The sequence below is a fragment of the Massilia sp. WG5 genome, assembly GCF_001412595.2.
Lineage (GTDB): Bacteria > Pseudomonadota > Gammaproteobacteria > Burkholderiales > Burkholderiaceae_D > Telluria.
The window spans coordinates 3,427,294-3,443,735 of the sequence record NZ_CP012640.2; the positions used below are offsets into that span (position 1 = coordinate 3,427,294).

Here is a 16,442-nt window from a genome sequence, read left to right on the forward strand (position 1 = left end):
AGTCTTCTGTAAAAACAGAATTAATCCAGAAGATTTCCCTCTACAATCGAATTCATGTAGCTACATCTGCCGTTGCGCCGGCCGTCCCTGACGGTGCGGCGCTTTGCACATGTGGACCCGGTCTCATCCTTATCCCTTTATCCAGAGCTTTCATGAACATTGCCGCCACCCCGGCCATCACCTTCGTCCCCTTCGACGCCTTGCAGGCCGAGACCAAACGCGAGCAGACGACGCTGCGCGCGGCGATCACCGCCGCCTACCGCCGCGACGAGACCGCGGCCGTCGAATGGCTGCTGGCGCAAGGCGCCGTTGCCTCCGCCGACGCCACCGCGCTGGCGCACCGCCTGGTGTCGAGCGTGCGCGAAAAACGCACCCGCTCCTCGGGCGTGGACGCGCTGATGCACGAATTCTCGCTGTCGTCGGAAGAGGGCGTGGCCCTGATGTGCCTGGCCGAAGCCCTGCTGCGTATTCCGGATGCCGACACCGCCGACCGCCTGATCGCCGACAAGATCAGCCGCGGCGACTGGAAGAAGCACCTGGGCGAATCGCCGTCGCTGTTCGTGAACGCCGCCACCTGGGGCCTGCTCATCACCGGCAAGCTGGTCTCGAGCAGCAGCGAGAAGGGGCTGGGCGCGGCGCTGACCCGCCTCATCGCGAAAGGCGGCGAACCCTTGATCCGCAAGGGCGTCGACATGGCCATGCGCATGCTCGGCAACCAGTTCGTGACCGGCCAGACCATCGTCGAGGCGCTGAAGAACAGCCGCGAGAATGAAACGCGCGGCTACCGCTACTCCTACGACATGCTGGGCGAAGCCGCCCTGACCGAGCTGGATGCGGAACATTACTACGCCTCCTATGAAGCCGCGATCCACGCGATCGGCAAGGCTTCGAACGGCCGCGGCATCAAGGAAGGGCCGGGCATCTCGATCAAGCTGTCGGCCCTGCACCCGCGCTACAGCCGCGCGCAGTCCGCGCGCGTGATGGGCGAGCTGCTGCCGCGCGTGCGCAAGCTGGTCCTGCTCGCCAAGCAGTACGACATCGGCATCAACATCGACGCCGAGGAAGCCGACCGCCTGGAAATCTCGCTCGACATGCTGGAAGCACTGGCGTTCGATCCGGACCTGGCCGGCTTCGAGGGCATCGGCCTGGTGGTGCAGGCCTATCAAAAACGCTGCCCCTTCGTGATCGACTACGTGGTCGACCTCGCACGCCGCAGCGGCCGCAAGTTCATGGTGCGCCTGGTGAAGGGCGCCTACTGGGATGCCGAGATCAAGCGCGCCCAGGTCGACGGCCTGCCCGGTTACCCGGTCTACACGCGCAAGGTGTACACCGACGTGTCGTATCTGACCTGTGCGAAAAAGCTGCTGGCCGCCACCGACCTCATCTACGCCCAGTTCGCGACCCATAACGCGCACACCCTGTCGGTGATCTACACCTGGGCCAGGGCCGACGGTGTGGACAACTACGAATTCCAGTGCCTGCACGGCATGGGCGAGACGCTGTACGACCAGGTCGTGGGCGCCGACAAGCTCGGCAAAGCCTGCCGCATCTACGCGCCGGTCGGTTCGCACGAGACCCTGCTGGCCTACCTGGTGCGCCGCCTGCTGGAAAACGGCGCCAACTCCTCGTTCGTGAACCAGATCGTCGACGAAAGCGTGCCGATCGACACCCTGCTGGCCGATCCCTTCACGCAGGCGCGCGCCGCGAAATGCCTGCCACACCCGCGCATTCCGCTGCCGCTGGCGCTGTACGGCGCCGGCCGCAAGAATTCCGCCGGCCTGGACCTGGCCAACGAAGACGTGCTGCGCGCGCTGGCGCTCGAGCTGGCCGCCCCGCGCCACTACCTGGCCGCGCCGCTGGTCGAGGGTCCGCTGGAAGCCGTGGGCGCCGTGAATGTGATCAACCCGGCGCAGTCGGCGGACATCGTCGGCCAGGTGACCGAAGCGACGGTCGCCGACGTCGACACCGCCCTGCAGGCGGCCGATGGCGCCTTCCCGGCCTGGGAAGCGCTGGGCGCCAGCGCCCGCGCCGACATCATTGCGACCGTCGGCGACCTGTTCGAGCAGCACATGGCCGAGCTGATGGCCCTGGCGGTGCGCGAAGCCGGCAAATCGCTGCCGAACGCGATCGCCGAGATCCGCGAGGCAGTCGATTTCCTGCGCTACTACGCGGAAGAAATCCGCTACAGCGGTGATGCGAAAGCGCTGGGCTCGGTCGCCTGCATCAGCCCGTGGAACTTCCCACTGGCAATTTTTACGGGCCAGGTCGCGGCCGCGCTGGCTGCCGGCAACGTGGTGCTGGCCAAGCCGGCCGAGCAGACCCCGCTGATCGCCTACCGCGCCGTGCAACTGTTCCACGCGGCCGGCGTGCCGGCCGGCGTGCTGCAACTGCTGCCGGGCCGCGGCGAAACCGTCGGCGCGGCGCTTACCGCCGATGCGCGCGTCAACGCCGTCATCTTCACGGGCTCGACCGAAGTCGCCCAGCTGATCAACCGTACGCTGGCGAAACGTGCGGCCGCCGAAGGCTGCGACATCCCCTTGATTGCCGAAACCGGCGGCCAGAACGCGCTGATCGTGGATTCCTCGGCGCTGCCGGAACAGGTGGTGCAGGACGTGCTGTCGTCCGCCTTCGACAGCGCCGGCCAGCGCTGCTCGGCCCTGCGCGTGCTGTTCCTGCAGGAAGATATCGCCGACAAGACCATCAAGATGCTGAAGGGCGCGATGCAGGAACTGCGCGTCGGCGTGCCGGACCGCCTGGCCACCGATATCGGCCCGGTGATCGACCGTGAAGCCCAGCAGAACCTGCTGGCCCACATCGAGGCGACCCGCGCCAGCGCCCGGCAAACCTTCGCGCTGGAACTGCCGGCCGCGCTCGAGGCGCAGGGCACCTTCGTGCCGCCGACCGTGCTCGAGATCGGCTCGATGGCGGAACTGCAGCGCGAAGTCTTCGGTCCGGTACTGCACATCGTGCGCTACCGCCGCGCCGAGCTCGGCAAGGTGATCGACACCATCAATGGCACCGGCTACGGCCTGACCCTGGGGATTCATTCGCGCATCGACGAGACCATCGACTTCATCGTCGCCCGCGCCCACGTCGGCAATATCTACGTGAACCGGAATATCGTCGGCGCCGTGGTCGGCGTGCAGCCCTTCGGCGGCGAGGGCAAGTCGGGCACCGGTCCGAAGGCCGGCGGTCCGCTCTACCTGAAGCGCCTGCAAAAGGAGGCCGCGCCGCTGCTGCAGCGCGCGCGCCACAGCAACGACGCACTGGACGCCCTGATGGGCTGGATGCAGGCCAAGGGCCACGGCGACGTCGCGGTGCTGGCCGAGCAGTACACGACCACCACCCTGGACGGCATCAGCCTCGAGCTGCCGGGCCCGACCGGCGAACGCAACACGCTCGGCTTCACGCCGCGCGGCGCCATCCTGTGCGCGGCGGGCGACGTGAAAGGTGTGCTGAACCAGCTGGCGGCGGTGCTGGTGACCGGTAACCGGGCCCTGCTGCTGGCGGATTCGCGCGACCAGGCGCTGGCCAGCCTGCCGGCGGAAGTGAAGGAGCGCGTGCGCTTCGTCGCCGACGCCGAACTGGACGCGCTCGAGATCCAGATGGCGCTGGTCGAAAACGGTTTGAAAGGCAATCTGCAGGCAAGACTGGCGGCGCGGTCCGGCGCCATCGTCGGCATCGTCGACACCCGGCCTTCGGCACCGGTCGCCCTGTGGCGGCTGGTGGCGGAACGGGCCGTGTGCGTCAACACGACCGCGGCTGGCGGTAACGCAAGCCTGATGACGCTGGGCTTGTAATCATAAGAAGAAATGACCGGGGCACATGCCCCGGTTTTCACATGCGCAGTCGTTTGCGTTGTTTACATGGAGGCAGACATGCTAGTTGGCGTTCCCAAGGAAATCAAAAACCATGAGTACCGGGTCGGCCTGACCCCGCCCAGCGTCCACGAACTGGTGACGCGCGGGCACCAGGTGCTGGTGCAGACCGGCGCCGGGGCCGAGATCGGCTTATCCGACGAACAATACACGGCGGCAGGCGCCAGCATCGCGGCCAGCGCAAAGGAGATCTTCGAACGCGCCGACATGATCGTGAAGGTCAAGGAGCCGCAGCCGCAGGAATGCGCGATGCTGCGCGAAGGCCAGATCCTGTACACCTATCTGCACCTGGCGCCGGATCCGGAACAGACCGCGGCGCTGGTGAAATCCGGCGCGGTCTGCATCGCCTACGAAACCATCACCGGTCCGGGCGGCGGCCTGCCGCTGCTGGCGCCGATGAGCGAGGTGGCGGGGCGGATGTCGATCCAGGCCGGCGCCAGCCACCTGGAAAAATCGAAGGGCGGCATGGGGCTGCTGCTGGGCGGCGTGCCGGGGGTGGCGCCGGGCCACGTGGTGATCATCGGCGCCGGCGTGGTCGGCACGAATGCGCTGCAGATGGCGGTCGGCGCCGGGGCCCGGGTCAGCGTGCTGGACAAGAACGTCGACCGCCTGCGCCAGCTCGACCTGGTGTACGGCAACCGGATCGCGACCCTGTACTCGAACGCCCATGCGATCGAGGAAGCAGTACTGTCGGCCGACCTGGTGATCGGCGGCGTGCTGGTGCCGGGCGCGGCGGCGCCGAAGCTGGTGACGCGCGCCATGGTCTCGCGCATGAAGAAGGGGGCGGTGGTGGTCGACGTCGCGATCGACCAGGGCGGCTGCTTCGAGACCTCGCATGCGACGACGCACGCCGATCCGACCTTCGTGGTCGACGGCGTCGTGCACTACTGCGTGGCGAACATGCCGGGCGCGGTGGCCCGCACCTCGACCTTCGCGCTGAACAACGCCACCATCGGCCACGCCGTGGCGCTGGCCAGCAAGGGCTGGCGGCAGGCGCTGCGCGACGATCCGCATCTGAAAAACGGCCTGAACGTCTGCCAGGGCAAGGTGACGTACGCGGCCGTGGCCAAGGGCCTGGGCTACGACTACGTGCCGGCGGATACCCTGCTGGCCTGAGTTGCGCGCAGCTGCCGGCAGAACTGCCTGACGATATAAAAAGCATATTGCGCGGCCACCGACTTCACGAAACGCATGAAGTCGGTGGCCGCGTTTTCATTGGCGTTGTCGGAAATCGTTCGGATCACGCCGAACGGAACGCCGAGCTCGAAACACACCTGCGCCACCGCGGCGCCTTCCATTTCCACCGCCAATAGCCCTGGCAAAGCCTCGCCAAGGGCCTGGATACGCTCCCTGTGGCTGACGAACTGGTCACCGCTGCCCACCAGGCCCCGGTGCACGCGCGGCGCCTGCAGCGCGAATACGGCCCTTTCCCGGGCATCGATGGACTTGTCCAGCTCCAGCTCGAGGAAGCGTTCGGCGGCCTGCGCCAGTTCCAGCGTCAGCTGGCGGTCGCTCGCAAAATGGCTGAGGCCCGTCAGCGGCACCTCGTAGCGCGGAAACAGCGGGCTCGCATCCATGTCGTGCTGGACCAGGGAGTCGGCCACCACGACGTCGCCAACCCGCACCGCGGCATCGCCGGAACCGGCCACACCTGTAAACAGGATGTGCGTAACTCCGAACTTCTCCACAAGCGTGGTGGCTGTCATGGCAGCGGCAACCTTGCCTATACGCGATAAAACGCACACAGCGTCGATTTCCCAGAGTTTCCCTCCCCAGTACTCACGCATACCGTGGATGAGCTTGTAGGGCCTCTCCATGGCCTCTACGAGCCCCTGCTGTTCTTCGTGCAAGGCACTGATGATCCCTAATCGCATGTTTTTTCTGTCCTGGATGGCTTGGCAGCCGGGGTTAACACGGTTTTGCAGCCCAATGTTTTAACAAAACAAGATGTATATAAAAACTGGTAGTAGATAGTAAACGGGCATTTTGCTGTGGATAAACCCGGATTTGTCTACAGCGTCAAGGGTTTACGTACTGTCGGATGCGCTGGAAAAGCATTGTATCCAGCTTGAACCGATCTTGGACAAAACGGCTTTGGCCAGCAAAAAAGTGGCTTCTGCACATTTGCTGCTGTGGATATGCAGGCGTTTTTCCACAGACGCGGCGGTTAACGCGCGCATTTTGTGGCTGATCTTGCTGAATTTGCATTTGGTTCAGCAAAAACCAGGGTGTCGGCAGCCTTGGTGCAGCGACTGGCCTGTGCTTGCCGTGTCGGCTTTCGTCTCTTTCCCTGTCTGCAGTCCAGGATCGCTGTTCCCTGCGATGGGCTCGTATTCCGTTCTTCCTGAAGACAAACAAGAATTTCTCAAGCAGTCGCGGCTTTCGCTTTGTCCACGCAAGTTCGCATCTCTGTTTTAGTTAACTTGAATAGATATATAAATTGGTAGTGATAGTAAACGCTGCCAGATCTGTGGATAAGACCAGTTTTCTCCACAAGCTCAAGGGTTTACGTGCGTTTTAAGCTGCTGGACAAGGCTTGCGTCTGGCGGGGATCGAAACTGGACAAAAAATCGGCTGTGGCCAAGTCCCGCGGTTTCGCACATTCGATCCTGTGGATATGCATGGGTTTGTCCACAGAGCAGGGCGGTCTGGCGTTTGCCGGCGTCATCGACGCCGTCAACCCGGCCAGGATCGTGGCTGGTCCGGAGTCGGGAAATTTTTTTTTAGCAGCCAGATGCTTCGGCAGCATCGGATCGTTCACCAGCGTCAGCGGTCGAAGTCGAAAGTACAGCCGGGCGTCAGCCTGGCCGAAGCCGAAAATTTTTTTTCGTCGAAGCGGCGATTCAAAAACGGATCCTCAGGTTTACACCCAAAAGCGTGTATACAGAATAGTGGTAATAGTTAACGGAGGTGCTCATCTGTGGATAAGCCGGGTTTTGTCCACAAGATCAAACGTTTACGGTCCGCATAAGCCAGTGGGCTTGCCTTGTATGTGCTTGGTGGAAAAAATGGATAAAAAATCGTGTTGTGCGAAAACCGGGCGTTTCGCACAATCCGTCCCTGTGGATATGCAGACCCTTATCCACAGTCCTGAAACCTTGCCGATCTGGTAAGCTTGCTCAAGCGAAGCATCACCATATCCAGGATGGAGGGGGCAGCGTGGAATCGGCAGGGGAATACGACTACATCATCGTGGGCGCCGGCACTGCCGGTTGCGTGCTGGCGAATCGCCTGACCAGGAAGCCGGACGTCCAGGTCTTGCTGATCGAGGCCGGCGGCAAGGACGATTACCTGTGGATCCACATCCCGGTCGGCTACCTCTATTGCATCGACAATCCGCGCACCGACTGGCTGTTCCGCACCGAAGCCGACCCCGGCCTGGGCGGCCGCGCCCTGATCTACCCGCGCGGAAAAGTGCTGGGCGGGTCTTCCTCGATCAACGGCATGATCTACATGCGTGGCCAGGCTGGCGATTACGACCGCTGGGCCGAGCTCACCGGCGATCCGTCCTGGCGCTGGGAACATGTGCTGCCCCTGTTCCGCCAGAGCGAAGACCATCATGGGGGCGCCAGCGAGATCCACGGCGGCGGCGGCGAATGGCGCGTCGAGCGCCAGCGCCTGTCCTGGGAAATCCTGGATGCGTTCCGGGAAGCCGCCGCAGAGAACGGCATTCCGAAAATCGACGATTTCAACGGCGGCGATAACGCCGGCTGCGCCTATTTCGAAGTCAACCAGCGGCGCGGCATCCGCTTGAACACCGCCAAGGCCTTCCTGAAACCGGCCTCGCAGCGGCCGAATCTCACCATCATGACCGGCTGTCATGTGGAAAAGCTGCTGATCGAGGCGAGCGGGCAGGACAAGGTCTGCCGCGGCGTGCAATTCACGGGCGGCGGGCGCGCCTTCACGGCCACGGCGCGCCGCGAAACCCTGCTCGCCGCCGGCGCGATCGGCTCGCCGTCCATCCTGCAGCTGTCCGGCATCGGTCCGGCCGCCAGGCTGGCGCAACACGGCGTCAACCCGTTGGTCGATTCCCCGGGCGTCGGCGAAAACCTGCAGGACCACCTGCAGCTGCGCATGGTCTATCGCATCACCGGTGCGCCTTCGCTGAACACGAGCGCCGCGCACTGGTTCGGCAAGGCGAAAATCGGCCTGCAGTACATGTTGTTCCAGAGCGGGCCGATGTCGATGGCGCCGTCCCAGCTGGGCGCCTTTGCCCGCTCCGACGAGCGCCAGGCCACGCCCAACCTGCAATACCACGTGCAGCCGCTGTCGCTGGAAAAATTCGGCGACCCGCTGCACGGTTTTCCGGCCTTCACGGCCAGCGTCTGCAACCTGCGCCCGACCTCGCGCGGCCACGTGCGGATTGCCTCCGGCGACAGTTACGCCGCGCCGAAGATCACGCCCAACTACCTCAGCACGCCCGAAGACCGGCAGGTGGCGGCCCATGCGCTGGCATTGACGCGCCGCATCGTGGCATCGAAGGCGCTGGCCAGGTACCGGCCCGAGGAATTCAAGCCGGGCCCGGATTACCGCACGGAGGAGGAGCTGGCCCAGGCCGCCGGCCTGATCGGGACCACGATTTTTCATCCGGTCGGCACCTGCCGGATGGGGAAAACCGACGATCCGCTGGCGGTGGTCGACAGCGAACTGCGTGTCAAAGGCGTGCGCGGGCTGCGCGTGGTCGACGCCTCCGTCATGCCGTTCATTACCTCAGGCAACACGAATTCACCGACCCTGATGATCGCCGAGAAGACGGCGCAGCGGATCGCGGCGCAGAACAGCTAGCAGCCCGCTGGGCAAAAATGCACAACGGGTTTGCGTTGACGCAGTACGCAACTGAAAGACCGGCACGAAAGATGTGTTGTATCGTGGCGATACCTAAAAATATGTAGTTTTCGTCAATGGAGACGCAATGGCGGACGTCATTCTGGAGACGCGCGAGCTGACGAAGGAATTCAAGGGATTTACTGCTGTCAGCAGCGTCAACCTGCAGGTGCAGCGCGGCCATATCCACGCCTTGATCGGCCCGAACGGGGCCGGCAAGACCACCTGCTTCAACCTGTTGACCAAGTTCCTGGTGCCGAGTTCGGGCCAGATCCTGTTCAACGGGCGCGACATCACGGGCCTGAAACCGGCCCAGATCGCCCGCATGGGCATCATCCGTTCCTTCCAGATCTCGGCCGTGTTCCCGCACCTGACTGTGCTGCAGAACGTGCGCATCGGCCTGCAGCGCGCACTCGGCAGCGGTTTTCACTTCTGGCGCAGCGAACGGACCCTCGACCAGCTGAACGGGCGGGCCATGGCCCTGCTCGAGGAAGTCGACCTCGGCAGTTTTGCCGATACCCTGACCGCCGACCTGCCTTACGGGCGCAAGCGTGCGCTCGAGATCGCCACCACCCTCGGCATGGAGCCGGAACTGATGCTGCTCGACGAACCGACCCAGGGCATGGGGCACGAAGATGTGCACCGGGTGACGGAGCTGATCAAAAAAGTGTCAGCCGGGCGAACCATCCTGATGGTCGAGCACAACATGAACGTGGTGTCCGGTATCTGCGACCGTATCTCGGTGCTGCAGCGCGGCGCCATCCTGGCCGAGGGCAGCTATGCCGAGGTCTCCCGCAACCCGCAGGTGATGGAAGCGTACATGGGCACCGAAGCACCACTCGAAGGAGCGCACTGATGGCGGCGGCACTCGAGATACAGAACCTGCAGGCCTGGTACGGCGAATCGCACATCCTGCACGACGTCGGCTTTTCGGTCGACGAGGGGGAGGTCGTGACCCTGCTGGGCCGTAACGGCGCCGGCCGCACCACCACGCTGCGCGCCATCATGGGCCTGACCGGCACCCGGCGCGGCTCGATCCGCGTGCACGGGACCGAGGCGATCCACCTGCCGACCTACAAGATCGCCCACCTCGGCATCGGCTATTGCCCGGAAGAGCGGGGCATCTTTTCCTCGCTGTCGACCGAGGAAAACCTGTTGCTGCCGCCCGTGCTGGCGGCGTCGAAGGGCAGGGCGGCCGGCATGTCGCTCGACGAGATCTACGAGATGTTCCCCAACCTGTACGAGCGCCGCCACAGCCAGGGCACGCGCCTGTCGGGCGGCGAGCAGCAGATGCTGGCCGTGGCGCGCATCCTGCGCACCGGCGCGCGCCTGCTGCTGCTGGACGAGATCTCGGAAGGCCTGGCGCCGGTCATCGTCCAGGCCCTGGCGCGCATGATCACGACCCTGAAATCGAAGGGCTACACGATCGTGATGGTGGAACAGAACTTCCGTTTCGCGGCGCCGCTGGCCGAGCGTTTCTATGTGATGGAACACGGCCAGATCGTCAAGACGATCCGCGCGGCCGAGCTGCAGGCCAGCATGCCGGCATTGACCGAACTGCTCGGCGTTTGAAGAAGAAATAAAACCAACCCTCTTTTTTTGAATGGAGACAATAATGAAACGCACCGCCATTGCCACCGCCATCGCCGCTACCGCCGCGGCCGCCTGCTTGTCGATCCCGGCCCAGGCCCAGGTCTCGGGCGACACCATCAAGATCGGCTTGATCACCGACCTGTCGGGCGTGTATTCCGACATCGACGGCAACGGCGGCGCCGAAGCCGTGCGCATGGCGATCGCCGACATGGGCGGCGCCGTGAACGGCAAGAAGATCCAGTTCATCGTCGCCGACCACCAGAACAAGGCGGACATCGCCGCCAGCAAGGCGCGCGAATGGTTCGACCAGCAGGGCGTCGACATGCTGATCGGCGGCACCAACTCCGGCGCTAGCCTGGCCATGGCCAAGGTCGCCGCGGAAAAGAAAAAAGTCTTCATCGCCATCGGCGCCGGCTCCGCCCGCCTGACCAACGAGGAATGCTCGCCCTACACCGTGCACTACGCCTACGACACCGTGGCGCTGGCGCGCGGCACCGGCGGCGCGATGGTCAAGCAGGGCGGCAAGTCCTGGTACTTCCTGACCGCCGACTACGCCTTCGGCCAGTCGCTGGAAAAGGACACCACCGAGGTCATCAAGGCCAACGGCGGCAGCGTGCTGGGCAGCGTGAAGCATCCGCTGGGCGCCTCCGACTTCTCGTCCTTCCTGCTGCAGGCGCAGTCGTCCAAGGCGCAGGTGCTGGGCCTGGCGAACGCCGGCGGCGACTTCATCAATTCGATGAAAGCCGCCAACGAGTTCGGCCTGACCAAGAAGATGAAGGTGGCCGGCCTGCTGGTGTTCATCAACGATATCCACACCCTCGGCCTGAACACGACCCAGGGCCTGTACCTCACCACCGGCTGGTACTGGAACCAGAACGACGCCACCCGCGCCTGGGCCAAGCGCTACTTCGCCAAGATGAAGAAAGAGCCGTCGATGCTGCAGGCGGCCGACTATTCGGCCACCATGAACTACCTGAACGCGGTGAAGGCGGTCGGTAGCGACGACGCCGACAAGGTCATGGCCCACCTGAAGAAGACCAGGATCAACGACATGTTCGCCAAGAACGGCGAGATCCGCCCGGACGGCCGCATGGTCTACGACATGTACCTGATGCAAGTGAAGACGCCGAAGGAATCGAAGGCGCCGTGGGATTACTACAAGGTCATCGCCACCATTCCGGGCGCCCAGGCCTACACCACCAAAGCCGAGACCAAGTGCGCGGCGTGGAAGTAATTCGTTAACCTGACCGTCGTCCCCGCCTGCGCGTGGACGACGGACGCATTAGCCTGAGCTCTTATGGAAATTTTTGGCGTCCCCCTGCAAGCCATGATGAGCCAGCTCCTGCTGGGGCTGGTCAACGGTTCTTTCTATGCGATGCTGTCGCTGGGCCTGGCCGTGATCTTCGGCCTTCTCAACGTGATCAACTTTTCGCATGGCGCGCTGTACATGATGGGCGCCTTCGCCGCCTTCATCGGCGTCACGTCCTTCGGCTTGAACTACTGGACGATGCTGGTACTGGCGCCGCTGCTGGTCGGGGTGTTCGGCATCCTGATCGAGAAATCGATGCTGCGCTGGCTGTACAAGCTGGATCATTTATACGGCCTGCTGCTGACCTTCGGCATCACCCTGCTGCTGGAAGGCGTGTTCCGCTCCATCTACGGCGTGTCCGGCCAGACCCTGGACGTGCCGGAATCCCTGTCCGGCGCCACCGACCTCGGTTTCATGATCCTGCCGAACTACCGGGCCTGGGTGGTCGCGGCGTCCTTGACGGTGTGCCTGCTTACCTGGTTCGTGATCGAAAAGACGCGCCTGGGCGCCTACCTGCGCGCCGGCACCGAGAACCCGAAGCTGGTCGAAGCCTTCGGCGTCAACGTGCCGCTGATGGTCACGCTCACCTACGGCTTCGGCGTCGCCCTGGCCGGCTTTGCCGGGGTGCTGGCGGCGCCCGTCATCAACGTCACGCCGCTGATGGGCTCGAACCTCATCATCGTCGTGTTCGCGGTGGTCGTGATCGGCGGAATGGGCTCCATCCTCGGCTCCATCCTCACCGGCCTGGGCCTGGGCGTGATCGAGGGCCTGACCCGCGTCTACTACCCGGAAGCGTCGGAAGTGGTGGTGTTCGTCGTGATGGTGATCGTTTTACTGCTGCGTCCGGCAGGACTGTTCGGCAAAGAGAAGTGACATGAATCGAAAAATCGCCTATACCATCGCGCTGCTGGCGGCCCTGGCCGCGCCCTTCGTCGGCTACCCGGTGTTCCTGATGAAGCTGCTGTGCTTCGGCCTGTTCGCCTGCGCCTTCAACCTCCTGATCGGCTACACCGGCCTGCTGTCCTTCGGCCACGCCGCCTTCTTCGGCGGCGCCGGCTATGTGGCCGGCTACGCCCTGACGACGCTGGGTCTGCCGTTCGAGGCCGGCATCGTGCTGGGCGTGCTGGCCGCCGCCGCCATCGGCCTCGTGATGGGCCTGCTGGCGATTCGCCGCCAGGGCATCTATTTCTCGATGATCACCCTGGCGCTGGCCCAGATGGTGTATTTCGCGGCGCTGCGCGCACCCTTCACGCACGGCGAAGACGGCCTCCAGGGCATTCCGCGCGGCAAGCTGCTGGGCCTGCTCGACCTCGGCAACGACCTGACGATGTACTACGTCGTGCTGGCGATCTGCGTGCTCGGCTTCGCGCTGATCATGCGCATCGTCCATTCGCCCTTCGGCCAGGTGCTGAAAGCGGTCAAGGAGAACGAGCCGCGCGCCATCTCGCTGGGCTACGACGTCGACAGGATCAAGCTGCTGGCCTTCGTGCTGTCGAGCGCCCTGGCGGGCCTGGCAGGGGCCACCAAGGCCGTGGTGCTGGGCTTCGAGACCCTGACCGACGTGCACTGGACCATGTCCGGCCTGGTCATCCTGATGACCCTGGTGGGCGGCATGGGCACGCTGGCCGGCCCGATCCTGGGCGCCTTCCTGGTGGTCGCCCTGGAAAACAAGCTCGGCGACGTAGGGAACTTCCTCGCCGAAGCGACGCATGTAGAATGGTTCTCGTCCCTGGGCGAATCGGTGGGCATCGTCACCGGTCTGATCTTTGTTGCCTGCGTGCTGCTGTTCCGGCGCGGCATCGTCGGCGAGATCATGGCGGCGGTCGAGGCCAGCAAGCGGGGGAACAAGCCGGCTTAAACTTCGGGAGGTGACGCCGTGATCGACGAATCCCTGATGGTGGATGTGAACGGCATCCACATGCATGCCACCACGACCGGGCAGGGGCCGGTGATCCTCCTGCTGCACGGTTTTCCCGACACCCACCTCGTGTGGCGCAAGCAGGTGCCGGTGCTGGCCGGCGCCGGCTTCCGCGTCATTGCCCCCGACCTGCGCGGCTACGGCCGCACCGATGCGCCACCCCATGTGCTCGACTACACGCTGGACAAGGTCCGCGCTGACGTGCTGGGCCTGCTGGACGCCTTCAAAATCGACAAGGTGCACCTGGTCGGCCACGACTGGGGCGGCGTGATCGGCTGGCAGCTGGCGTCCATGGTGCCTCAGCGCATCGAACGTTTCGTCACCCTGTCGACCGGCCATCCGAAGGCGATCGCCCATGCCGGCATCCTGCAGCACATGCGCATGGCCTATATCCCGATGTTCTGCATGCCGGGTATTGCCGAGGGTATGCTGCGGGCGGCCGACTGGTTCGCGCTGCGCCAGTTCACCAGCGAGCCGGGCCAGGCGGAAATCTGGAAGCGCGACCTGGCGCGGCCAGGGCGCCTGAGCGCCGCCCTGAACTACTACCGCGCCAACCTCAAGCTGGCGCTGCCGCAATCCTATGCGCCCGTCAAAGTGCCGGTGATGGGCATCTGGAGCGACCGCGACCCGGCCCTCGGCGAAAAGCAGATGCGCGATTCCGCCCATTACGTCGACGGTGAATTCCGCTTCGAACGCATCCACGACGCCGACCACTGGCTGCAGCTGACCGCGCACGAGAAAGTGAATGCGCTGCTGCTGGATTTTTTGGCAGCGAAGAGGCCGCAGAGCACGTTCTGAACGTCTAGAGCGCCGCCGCGTAGATCGCCCGCGCATCTTCCCGCGTCAGCTCGCGCGGATTGTTCCCCAGCAGCCTGGTCTGCAGCATCGCTTCGTCGGCCAGCCGGTCCAGGTCGTGCTCGCCGATGCCGACCTGCTGCAAGGTCGTCTCGACGCCGGTGATCTTGGCGATCTGCTGCATCGCAACAATCAAGGCCTGGGCCCGCACTTCCTCGCTGCCGCTGGCGTGCGGCACCACGATGCCGGCCAGTTCCGCATAGTGGCTGCTGGCCGCTGGCAAATTAAAACGCAGCACATGCGGCAGCACGAGCGAGTTGGACAGGCCGTGCGCCACGTGGAAGACGCCGCCGATCGGGTAGGCGAGGGCGTGTACGGCGGCCACCGGCGCATTCGAGAAGGCCTGGCCGGCCAGGCAGGCGCCCAGCAGCATGGCTTGGCGGGCGTCCAGGTCGCGGCCGTTCTCGCAGGCTTTCACGATGTTTGCGGACAGCAGGGACAGCGCCTGGCGCGCCAGCATGTCGGACAGCGGGTTCTTCTTGTGGCGGCTGGTATAGGCTTCGATCGCATGCACCATCGCGTCGATGCCGGTCGCGGCGGTGACGACCGGCGGCAGGCCGAGGGTCAGCTTAGCGTCCAGCAAGGCGATGTCGGCATACAGCTGGGGCGCGACGACGCCCATCTTGGTGGTCTCGCCGGTGGTGACGATGGCGATGTTGGTGACTTCCGAGCCGGTGCCGGCGGTGGTCGGCACCTGCACCAGCGGCAGGCGCTTGCCGCTCACCTTGCCGATGCCGTACATATCGGCCAGCGGCTGCGCGCTGCCGGCCAGCACGGCGACCAGCTTGGCGACGTCCATCGAACTGCCGCCGCCCAGCCCGATCACGAGTTCCGTTCCCTGCTGGCGGGCGAACTCGGCCGCGGCCTGGACCACGGCTTCCGGCGGGTCGGCCATCACGTCCGAATAGATGGCGACCTGCATGCCCTGGCGTTCAAGGCTGAGGCGTGGCGGCTCGACCAGGCCGGTGCGCAGGAAGCCGGGATCGGTCACCACCAGCACCCGCCGCACGCCGGGGAAGCGCTCGGCGACGAGCTGTCCGAGCCGCAGCGATGCGCCCGGTTCGGACACGATGCTGGAAACCGTGGTGAAACTGAAAGCGGGAATGATGCTCATCGTCGTCTCCGTTTTGATTTTGTGTTTTCTCAAGCTTACACCAGCTCGACACGCCCGTTACCGTACAATGGCGCCTTCCTTCCGCCCCGTATGTTGTGGTCCCATGCTTGATTTCCTCGTCCTGGCCTGCGCGGCCTTTCTTGCCGGTCTGGTCGATGCTGTGGTGGGAGGGGGAGGGCTGATCCAGATCCCGGCGATCTTCGCCGTGTTCCCGAAGGAAGTGCCGGCGACCCTGCTGGGGACCAACAAATTGGCGTCGATGTGCGGCACCTCGGTGGCGGCGGTGAAATATGCGCGCCGGGTGCAGGTGGCGTGGAGCACAGCCGCCCCGGCCGCCATCGCCGCCTTCGCCCTTGCCTTCGTCGGCGCCTGGACCGTGACCCGCGTGCCGGGCGATTTCGTACGCAGCCTGCTGCCGTTGATCCTGTTGGCGGTTGCGGTCTACACCTTCAAGAAAAAGGATTTCGGGTCGGTGCACGCCCCGGTCCACAGCGGCATGACGGAGCGCCTGCTGGCGACCGGCATCGGCGCCGCCATCGGCTTCTATGACGGCTTCTTCGGTCCGGGCACCGGCAGCTTCCTGATCTTCATGTTCGTACGCTTCTTCGGCTTTGATTTCCTGGGCGCCTCGGCGGCGGCGAAGATCGTCAACGTGGCCTGCAATGTGTCGGCCCTGCTGTGGTTCGGCTACAGCGGCCACCTGATCTGGAAGCTGGCTGCGCTGATGGCGGTATGCCAGGTCGGCGGCTCGCTGATCGGCACCAGGCTGGCGCTGAAGCACGGCAGCGGCTTCGTGCGCAAATTGTTCCTGGTCGTGGTGTCCTTGCTGATTGTAAAGACGGCCTACGATTCGTTCACAAAGGTGGGCTGGTGATGTGGGGGCTGGTAGTGTTTCACGTGAAACATTGGGGCAGTGCGTCGTCCTGCTGAACCTCGTTACCGTGGTCGGAC

Annotated in this window: 13 protein-coding genes; 11 read left to right on the plus strand and 2 right to left on the minus strand. The window is 64.5% G+C overall.

Annotated elements, in window-relative coordinates; all coding sequences use genetic code 11:
• The first annotated feature begins 152 nt into the window (after positions 1 to 152).
• The gene (gene putA, locus AM586_RS15290; protein ID WP_052234364.1) at positions 153 to 3,800 is read left to right on the plus strand and encodes a trifunctional transcriptional regulator/proline dehydrogenase/L-glutamate gamma-semialdehyde dehydrogenase; all 3,648 of its coding nucleotides are present in this window, start codon (positions 153 to 155) and stop codon (positions 3,798 to 3,800) included.
• Positions 3,801 to 3,878: 78 nt separating this feature from the next.
• Entirely contained in the window at positions 3,879 to 4,994 is a 1,116-nt protein-coding gene (ald, locus tag AM586_RS15295; RefSeq protein WP_052234363.1) for an alanine dehydrogenase, read from the plus strand.
• Here ald and AM586_RS15300 read toward each other — a convergent pair.
• Positions 4,964 to 5,752, minus strand: a complete 789-nt coding sequence (locus tag AM586_RS15300) for a 5'-methylthioadenosine/adenosylhomocysteine nucleosidase (RefSeq protein WP_052234362.1) — start codon at positions 5,750 to 5,752, stop codon at positions 4,964 to 4,966. The two genes, ald and AM586_RS15300, sit on opposite strands and share 31 nt — an antisense overlap.
• Before the next feature lie 205 nt (positions 5,753 to 5,957).
• Between AM586_RS15300 and AM586_RS28165 the strand changes: the two genes are divergently transcribed.
• From AM586_RS28165 to AM586_RS15335, 8 genes are all read left to right on the plus strand, one after another.
• Positions 5,958 to 6,296: a hypothetical protein gene (locus AM586_RS28165; protein ID WP_156328255.1), complete on the plus strand. Its 339-nt coding sequence runs from the start codon at positions 5,958 to 5,960 to the stop codon at positions 6,294 to 6,296.
• 741 nt (positions 6,297 to 7,037) lie between these two features.
• Positions 7,038 to 8,663 (plus strand): GMC family oxidoreductase, encoded by a 1,626-nt coding sequence (locus AM586_RS15305; RefSeq protein WP_052234361.1) that lies wholly within the window; start codon positions 7,038 to 7,040, stop codon positions 8,661 to 8,663.
• Between the two features lie 127 nt (positions 8,664 to 8,790).
• A complete protein-coding gene (locus AM586_RS15310; RefSeq protein ID WP_052234360.1) occupies positions 8,791 to 9,558 on the plus strand; it encodes an ABC transporter ATP-binding protein in 768 nt (255 codons plus the stop codon).
• Positions 9,558 to 10,274 (plus strand): ABC transporter ATP-binding protein, encoded by a 717-nt coding sequence (locus AM586_RS15315; protein ID WP_052234359.1) that lies wholly within the window; start codon positions 9,558 to 9,560, stop codon positions 10,272 to 10,274. The genes AM586_RS15310 and AM586_RS15315 overlap by 1 nt, the downstream gene beginning before the upstream one ends.
• 43 nt (positions 10,275 to 10,317) lie before the next feature.
• Complete coding sequence (locus AM586_RS15320) at positions 10,318 to 11,529, plus strand: ABC transporter substrate-binding protein (RefSeq protein ID WP_052234358.1); 1,212 nt, start codon at positions 10,318 to 10,320, stop codon at positions 11,527 to 11,529.
• A gap of 63 nt (positions 11,530 to 11,592) precedes the next feature.
• Positions 11,593 to 12,477 (plus strand): branched-chain amino acid ABC transporter permease, encoded by an 885-nt coding sequence (locus AM586_RS15325; protein ID WP_052234357.1) that lies wholly within the window; start codon positions 11,593 to 11,595, stop codon positions 12,475 to 12,477.
• A gap of 1 nt (position 12,478) precedes the next feature.
• Positions 12,479 to 13,462 carry a branched-chain amino acid ABC transporter permease gene (locus AM586_RS15330; RefSeq protein ID WP_052234356.1) on the plus strand — a complete coding sequence of 328 codons (984 nt, stop codon included), beginning with the start codon at positions 12,479 to 12,481 and terminating at the stop codon, positions 13,460 to 13,462.
• 18 nt (positions 13,463 to 13,480) lie between these two features.
• Positions 13,481 to 14,320 (plus strand): alpha/beta fold hydrolase, encoded by an 840-nt coding sequence (locus AM586_RS15335; protein ID WP_229411258.1) that lies wholly within the window; start codon positions 13,481 to 13,483, stop codon positions 14,318 to 14,320.
• A gap of 4 nt (positions 14,321 to 14,324) precedes the next feature.
• Here the strand turns inward: AM586_RS15335 and AM586_RS15340 are convergent, their stop codons facing one another.
• Positions 14,325 to 15,482, minus strand: coding sequence for an iron-containing alcohol dehydrogenase (locus AM586_RS15340; RefSeq protein WP_109370577.1), 1,158 nt, complete (start codon positions 15,480 to 15,482; stop codon positions 14,325 to 14,327).
• A 112-nt stretch (positions 15,483 to 15,594) separates the two neighbouring features.
• Here AM586_RS15340 and AM586_RS15345 point away from each other — a divergent pair, with 112 nt between their 5' ends.
• A complete protein-coding gene (locus AM586_RS15345; protein WP_052234354.1) occupies positions 15,595 to 16,365 on the plus strand; it encodes a TSUP family transporter in 771 nt (256 codons plus the stop codon).
• Positions 16,366 to 16,442: the final 77 nt, after the last annotated feature.

Bases quoted from the DNA above. Each gene is read 5' to 3' on its own strand.
- putA (WP_052234364.1), top strand. From the start codon at position 153: ATGAACATTGCCGCCACCCCGGCCATCACCTTCGTCCCCTTCGACGCC.
- ald (WP_052234363.1), top strand. From the start codon at position 3,879: ATGCTAGTTGGCGTTCCCAAGGAAATCAAAAACCATGAGTACCGGGTC.
- AM586_RS15300 (WP_052234362.1), bottom strand. From the start codon at position 5,752: ATGCGATTAGGGATCATCAGTGCCTTGCACGAAGAACAGCAGGGGCTC.
- AM586_RS15310 (WP_052234360.1), top strand. From the start codon at position 8,791: ATGGCGGACGTCATTCTGGAGACGCGCGAGCTGACGAAGGAATTCAAG.
- AM586_RS15315 (WP_052234359.1), top strand. From the start codon at position 9,558: ATGGCGGCGGCACTCGAGATACAGAACCTGCAGGCCTGGTACGGCGAA.
- AM586_RS15320 (WP_052234358.1), top strand. From the start codon at position 10,318: ATGAAACGCACCGCCATTGCCACCGCCATCGCCGCTACCGCCGCGGCC.
- AM586_RS15325 (WP_052234357.1), top strand. From the start codon at position 11,593: ATGGAAATTTTTGGCGTCCCCCTGCAAGCCATGATGAGCCAGCTCCTG.
- AM586_RS15330 (WP_052234356.1), top strand. From the start codon at position 12,479: ATGAATCGAAAAATCGCCTATACCATCGCGCTGCTGGCGGCCCTGGCC.
- AM586_RS15345 (WP_052234354.1), top strand. From the start codon at position 15,595: ATGCTTGATTTCCTCGTCCTGGCCTGCGCGGCCTTTCTTGCCGGTCTG.